8 protein-coding genes are annotated in these 6,991 nt (G+C 51.4%); 3 read left to right on the top strand and 5 right to left on the bottom strand.

The features are described 5' to 3' along the window. The 3 genes from NT002_08740 to NT002_08730 form a co-directional block, all read left to right on the top strand. Positions 1-247, top strand: a 247-nt coding sequence (locus NT002_08740; protein MCX6829349.1) for a DUF721 domain-containing protein, incomplete at its 5' end; no start/stop codon positions are given. A 22-nt stretch (positions 248-269) separates the two neighbouring features. After that, on the top strand, positions 270-2,204 hold the full coding sequence (gene gyrB, locus NT002_08735; protein ID MCX6829348.1) for a DNA topoisomerase (ATP-hydrolyzing) subunit B: 1,935 nt from the start codon (positions 270-272) through the stop codon (positions 2,202-2,204). 263 nt (positions 2,205-2,467) lie between these two features. After that, positions 2,468-3,004 carry an HDIG domain-containing protein gene (locus NT002_08730; GenBank protein MCX6829347.1) on the top strand — a complete coding sequence of 179 codons (537 nt, stop codon included), beginning with the start codon at positions 2,468-2,470 and terminating at the stop codon, positions 3,002-3,004. 105 nt (positions 3,005-3,109) lie between these two features. On the opposite strand, the gene NT002_08725 is transcribed toward NT002_08730, so the two are convergent. Genes NT002_08725 through NT002_08705 form a run of 5 tightly spaced genes read right to left on the bottom strand, consistent with a single transcriptional unit; the run spans position 3,110 to position 6,878 of the window. After that, a complete protein-coding gene (locus NT002_08725) occupies positions 3,110-3,568 on the bottom strand; it encodes a hypothetical protein (GenBank protein ID MCX6829346.1) in 459 nt (152 codons plus the stop codon). Between the two features lies 1 nt (position 3,569). Then, complete coding sequence (locus NT002_08720) at positions 3,570-4,094, bottom strand: hypothetical protein (protein MCX6829345.1); 525 nt, start codon at positions 4,092-4,094, stop codon at positions 3,570-3,572. Beyond that, positions 4,091-4,306 carry a hypothetical protein gene (locus NT002_08715; GenBank protein ID MCX6829344.1) on the bottom strand — a complete coding sequence of 72 codons (216 nt, stop codon included), beginning with the start codon at positions 4,304-4,306 and terminating at the stop codon, positions 4,091-4,093. The genes NT002_08720 and NT002_08715 overlap by 4 nt, the downstream gene beginning before the upstream one ends. Then, the gene (larE, locus tag NT002_08710) at positions 4,306-5,136 is read right to left on the bottom strand and encodes an ATP-dependent sacrificial sulfur transferase LarE (GenBank protein ID MCX6829343.1); all 831 of its coding nucleotides are present in this window, start codon (positions 5,134-5,136) and stop codon (positions 4,306-4,308) included. Before larE ends, NT002_08715 begins: the two co-directional genes overlap by 1 nt. Further along, entirely contained in the window at positions 5,136-6,878 is a 1,743-nt protein-coding gene (locus NT002_08705) for a penicillin-binding protein activator (protein MCX6829342.1), read from the bottom strand. Before NT002_08705 ends, larE begins: the two co-directional genes overlap by 1 nt. Between the last annotated feature and the right edge of the window lie 113 nt (positions 6,879-6,991).

Below are 6,991 nucleotides of genomic sequence, written 5' to 3'. Positions count from 1 at the left end.
TCTGGGCGAACTCGGGCTGGCCCGTAATCTGGGCGGGTGGCGCATCGCCGTCGATTGGCCCGAGATTGTCGGCGAGAAAATTGCAGGAGTGTCACAGGCCGTCCGGTTTGAGGATGATACGCTGCTGGTTTCGGTTCCAGATTCGGTCTGGCGGCAGCAACTATCCCTGGAGGTTGAGGCCATACTGGAAAAAATTCATGCTGTTCCCGGAGGCAAAGCGGTCAAGAAAATCCATTTTGTCTCATAGGTCAGAGAGGATTCCAATTTAAATGAAAGAGGATTATACGACTATTAATACTGGGAAGGAAAATAATTCTAAGGGGACCGATTCGGTTGATATAGTCCTGAAAGGACTGGAGGCGGTACGACGCCGCCCGGCCATGTATATCGGCGATACCGGCCCGCGCGGTCTGCACCATCTGGTGTACGAAGTGGTCGATAACTCCATTGATGAGGCCATGGCCGGATTCTGCACCGCCATCATAGTTGAAGTCGGGCAGGATAACTCCGTGACCGTTGTCGATGACGGCCGCGGTATCCCGGTCGATATGCACCCCACGCAGAAGAAGTCGGCTCTTGAGGTAGTCATGACCATGCTTCACGCCGGCGGAAAGTTCGACCATGCCAGCTACAAGGTCTCCGGCGGTTTGCATGGTGTCGGCGTCTCAGTCGTCAATGCTCTGGCCGAATGGTGCTGGGTCGAGGTTTCTCGCGATGGTGCCGTTTATCGTCAGGATTATATCCGTGGCATTGCCAATGGGGATATCAAGAAGGTCGGGCAGTCCAAGGAATCGGGGAATAAGACCTGTTTTCTGGCCGACCGCGAAATATTCTCCCGCATCGACTACAAGTTCGATATTCTCGCCTCCCGCATGAGAGAGCTGGCCTTCCTTAACAAAGGACTCAAGATCACTCTGGTTGACCACCGCATTGATAAAAAGCTTGATTTCCAATATAAGGGCGGCCTATCGGCTTTTGTCGAGTATCTCAACGAAAACAAGAATGTTATCTATAAAAAACCAATCTATTTTCAGAAAGAAAAAGAGGGGACGGACGTTGAGATCGCCATCCAGTATAACGATGGTTATGTTGAGAACCTCTTTACTTATGTCAATAATATCAACACTATCGAAGGCGGTTCGCATCTGACCGGATTCCGCACCGCTCTCACCCGCAGCATCAATAACTATATCACCAAGAACGGCATACTGAAAAACGGCGACATGACCGTTATCGGAGATGACTCCCGCGAGGGGCTGACTGCGGTCATTTCGGTGAAGGTTCCCGAGCCGCAATTTGAGGGGCAAACCAAGACCAAATTGGGCAACTCCGAAACCAAGGGGATTGTCGAGACAATCACTAACGAATATCTGGCCGAATTCTTTGAGGAAAATCCCTCGGTGGCAAGGAAGATATCCGAGAAAGTCATCTCGGCGACCCGGTCGCGCGAGGCGGCCCGCAAGGCCAAAGAGCTCACTCGCCGCAAGACCGCGCTCGATAATGCCGCTCTGCCGGGAAAGCTGGCCGATTGCTCCATGACCGACCCGGAATCGTGCGAGATCTATATCGTTGAGGGAGATTCCGCCGGCGGCTCGGCCAAACAGGGGCGCGACCGCCGTTTCCAGGCGATTCTTCCCCTCAAAGGAAAAATCCTGAATGTCGAGAAAGCCCGTATCGACCGGATTCTCTCCAATGATGAAATCCGCGCTTTGATTACGGCACTCGGCACCGGCATTACAGAGGATTTCGACGCCACCCAGCTTCGCTATAACAAAGTCATCATCATGACCGATGCCGATATCGATGGCGCCCATATTCGCACCCTTATACTCACTTTCTTCTTCCGTTATATGAAAGAACTCATTGAGCAGGGGCGAATCTATATCGCTCAGCCGCCCCTTTACCGGGTGCAGAAGGGGAAAACCGAGCAATACGCTTACTCCGATGAGGAGCGCGACCGGATTACGACTCAATTGGGGAAAGATAGTGTCACCGTGCAACGATACAAAGGTCTGGGTGAAATGAATCCGGATCAACTCTGGCGAACCACTATGGATCCCGAAACCAGAACCCTTCTGGCCGTGAATCTCGAGGATGGAGCCGCGGCCGATCACCTCTTTACGATTCTGATGGGTGATGCGGTCGAGCCCCGCCGCGATTTTATCCAGGAAAACGCCCGCTATGTCAGGAATCTTGATATTTAACAGACAAGCGAAGAAAATTCGTGCACGGCGGGTCCTCAGACCCGCCGTTACTGCTTTAAGATTTTTGCAACCGCATATGATTAGCAGTATTATATGTTCCGTCAGGTCCTAATTCCGATTCACCGGCGAATCGGGATGAGACCTGACGGCTTCCTCATAGTAGGAATGCTCCACCTGACGCCGATTTCTCCAATTGACATTCGCCCCATACTGCTATTAATTACCGAAAAATAAATGTAACAATGCAAACAGGAGAAACAATCATGCTCGATAAAGTAAAGGAACTCTGGCCGGAACTGAACTGGATTAAAGATGAAATATTGCGGCAGCAAACCGCCGACACCTGGGTATTGGCCCTCTCTAAAAGCAAACTGAATATCAAAGACCTTCACGAGATACCATTCACCCTTCTTGCCAAAGATTGCCGGGTAACTTTCATGGAGCATAAGCGGGCCGTGGTGCATATCGCCCATGAGTCGGCAACAATAATGGCGCATTTTTTCGGTAACAATCTCCCTATCGATATGGATGCGGTTATCTCCGGCGCCATTCTGGCCGATGTCGGGAAATTGCTCGAATATGACAAGGTTGACGGTAAAGCCGTGGTGAGCGATATGGGAAAATTTATACGGCATCCGTTCTCGGGGGTGGCGCTGGCCATGCAATGCGGTATTCCGGACAAAGTCTGCCATATCATTGCCGCTCATGCCGGCGAGGGGGATCATGTCAAGCGGACAACCGAGGCCCTTATCGTGCACCACGCCGATTTCATGAGTTTTCTGCCGTTTATGAATAAGTGACGGATCGCAGACACAAGACGGATAATTGACTTGTAGGTCGGGTTTCTCATTCCGACACCAGTCGGAATGAGAAACCCGACATCGATATCTGCTGGGGTGGGGAATCTACTTTTTATCTTTTGCGGAAATCGGTGAAATGCGGAGTTCTTCCGGAAGAACAACTTTGGGTCGGGCGATACCGCAATAGCGCTGGTACCATTTCCATTTCTTCTTCTCGCCCTTCATGAATTTCTTGATTGCTCTCTCTCTCTCGTACATCACAGCGTCATACTTTTCGATCTTCTGAAGCAGATTTTCGACATTTTCCCGGCGTTCCATCGTTGCCCTGAAAATCTCATAGTCTTTGAAATTGAATATCGACTGCACAATCGGCTCAAAGAAAACCATGGTTTGCGCGCCGATATAATTAAGCGGCTTGACCGACTCGAGAAAGAGAATCGCCGGGACCGCCATCCGCCATTGCACCACCTTCAGCGCCACTCTTTCCAGTATGGCATCTTCCTCGGCGGGGATCGGCTCTTTGTTTTCTTCTTTTTCTTTGGTCGTCCCTTTGAAAAAAGCCATTTCAGCCTCCTTCCTTTTCGGCGGCGCGGTTTTTTTCTATTTGCTCATTCACAAAGGCCATAACCTCATCACGGTTGTACCAGAACCGGAGATAAAGGCCGCGGAAATTTTCCAGGCGTGATGGTCGCGCAAAGGGAGAAAGCAGGATTCCATTTTTGTCGACATAGCAGGTACGGTACTGCGACCATTTCTTATGCAGTCTCTGGAACGTCGTCTTGACTTCTATCCCATCGTCGGCCAGCCGGTACCGTGTCGGGAAATAGAAAGCCGAGAGCGATCCATACAGAATAACAAAACCCAGCACCGAAAACCAAACCGAATAGGTCATGTAGTAAACGATAATCACGAGCATTGCAATAAAGAGCGAAACCGCGACCGTGACCAGCGGCTTTCTTTTGGCCGGATGCGACACCCATTCCAACACTTTGCCTTCCGACCGAATCCCTTCCGGCTCCGGTTTGGGTTTCGGCTCAGCCTTCAGTTCCAGCGAAAGCTGCTCTTTATCTTCCTGCGACATATCGTTCATTTTTGTTCCGGTTCGCCGGTGCGGTACCGTTCTTTCTTGACCAGTTCCATTTTCGCCAGCAGTTCCTTGGGCTCAAAAATCTTCTTGTCAATCAGCAGCCTGACCAGCGCCTCTTGCGCCAGGTTGTTGGACAATGCCAGCTCCTCAAAAGTAATATTTCTTTCTTTGCCGTCCACAACCATTTTCAGCGCAAATTTCCTGTCGTCTTCCATCACTTCTCTCCAGCATTTAAGGTTCGGTTCAGGCTCCCCCGGCGATACCCCTCCAGGTCGAGCGCCACATAATGGAAACCGGCCTTTTTCACAGCCTCAACCAATTTATTACGCACCCCATCATCAAAAACCCGCGCAATATCCTCGGGACGAAATTCGAGCCGGGCCACATCATAATGGTACCGCACCCGAAATCCCGCGAATCCCAGCGCGCTGATTCCCTTCTCGGCTTCATCAATCTGCCTCAACCGCTCCGGAGTGACTTCAATGCCATAGGGAATGCGGGAGGCCAGACAGGCGGCGGCGGGTTTTTCGGAAAAAGACAAGTTGTATTTGCGGGCCAGTTGGCGAAGTTCCTCCTTGCCCAGTCCTACTTCAACAAACGGAGAGAGTACCCGCCGTTCCTCGGCCGCTTTGCGGCCGGGGCGATAATCGCCGATATCGGAAATATTGCTGCCGTCAAAAATCACTTCCGCTCCCAACTCTCTTGCCATTCGCATCAACTCCGAGAACAATTCCGCTTTGCAGAAATAACATCGGTCCGGCGCGTTACGCAAATAGTTCGGGTCGGCAATTTCTTTGGTGGTGATGAACAATAACCGTTCTTTGGAAAGCCCCAATTCATCGGCTATTTTCTCGGCCTCTTCCCGCTCACCCGATGGATAAGATTCCGAATATGAGGTAACCGCCCAGACCCGTTCACGGTCAAGCGCCTTCAGCGAAGCCCAGAGTACCATGGCCGAATCAAGGCCGCCGGAATATGCCACCAGGACAGATTTATATCGACCGATAAAATCGAGCAGCCCTTTTTCCTTTTCCGCAAGGATCATCAGAACTCCACCCTTTTTGATTTTCCCGAGATTATGGTATAAACCGGCATGGCCGTGTTCTCGCGATTGGCGTCAAATGATACGTTTCCGGCCGCCCCTTTATAATCTTTCACGGTTGAAAGATAGTGGCTTATTTCAAGCCGGGTGTTATTCCCGGCCGAAAACGCCCGACAGATGAGCGCCATGGCATCATATCCCAACGCCTCCAGATATCCCGGCTCCTGTTCATACTTTTTCAGGAAAGCCGTCGCAAAACCGGCGGATACGGGATTATCGCCGCCAATGCGGCCCGATGCGAAATAGCATTCTCTGGTGATATCACGGCCGAGATCGAAGACACTTTTTTCCCCCCATCCTTCACCGCCGAGAAAGGTCGCTTTGATGTTGTAGAAATTAACTTGCGGCAGAAGCTGGGCCAATTGATCGGCATCAGCGGGAATGTAAAGGCATTCCAGATTGATCGGCACTTCGCGAGGTTCGAGCGTGTCACCCTTTTCATTGATAAAGATCAGAGATTCGGAGAGATTTCCCATGGCGAGTGATTTTATGTCCAGAAGAAGCGGCCCAAAATCGGTGTCATGGGCGCGGAAATATTCAATGCCGAGAACCTTCCCGCCCAACTCGGTAAATCTCCTGGAGAAGGCACGCGCCATCCTTAAATTCTCCGGTATGGTCGGGGTTATAATGACGGCGGTATCGAATTTCTTCTGCAGGATCGCAAATTCGGCCATCCTGGCCCCCTGAAGGTCGAGAGTCGGCTGAAGCTGATAGCAATGGGGAGATAATTCGGTCAGGCCGCTCTGGCTTGCGGCCGGTGCAATTATCGGCAGGTCACTGCAGGATAGGGTAGCCGAGGTCACCGCCGTCTCCTCGCTGGTCAGAGGTCCGATAAAGGCCGTAACCCCTCGGGTGGCCAGACGGCGCGCAATTCGCGCTGCCTCAACACTTTCTCCGCGCGTGTCGTAAATGACCGGTATTATCTTCCTCCCGCTTTCCCGAGTGAAATCTTCGGCCATCAGCATTGCCCCCTCAAGAAGCGATTCGCCGTATTTCTGCAATTCCCCCGATAAGGGCAGAGCAATACCTATTTGAGGTTCCTCACGAAGAAGCCGATCCGCCTCGGCCAGCAAGGCAGAGGCTTCCAGACCCGTGCAGCCGGAAAGTACCGCCGGCACCGATTGATAGTTTTTTTGCTTCAGCAATCCACGCCCTACCGAAACCGCCAGCCGGCATTTCCTTTCCTCGGAGTAAACCCCATAAGAGATTTCCTTAAGGGCCATGGAACGGGGCACTCCTATCGCAGCCTCAATGGAATTGAGGATGAGGGAATCCAGTTTTTTATCGGACGACAATCGGTAAGCATCCAAATAGGCGATCATGGCGTTGGTCTCTCGACCCAGACGATAATAAATATTGCCCAGATAGAAATAACCGTAAGGGATATAGGGTGATTGCGGATATGATGAAATCAGACGGTCAAAATTCCCGCGGCTTTTTTCCAGCGATTCGGCATAGTACGCCGCTTTGGCCTGATAGAATAAATCTCTCGGGCCATTCTGGGGGTTATTGTCGGAGACAAAAAGATCCGAAAAGAGGCTCTCCGCCTCGCAGTACTTGCCCGACTCGAGCATCTTGAGGGCCTGCTCAAATGACATCCGCTCATCGGCTGCCGCCAGACCTGTCGACCAGAAAAGGACAGACAAGGCAGCCGCCAGCGCATATTTTATAATAGGATCCGGCACTACAGAGAATATTTCCCGAAATCTTCAGGGTTTATTTTTTTCAATCTATCGGCCAGCGATTCGGGGTCATTGGATAGTTCCATCTGTTGCTCTCCCTCCTTAAGATTGAAAAG

Source organism: Candidatus Zixiibacteriota bacterium, assembly GCA_026397505.1.
GTDB lineage: Bacteria > Zixibacteria > MSB-5A5 > GN15 > PGXB01 > JAPLUR01.
This window is presented reverse-complemented; position numbering and strand designations above follow the sequence as displayed.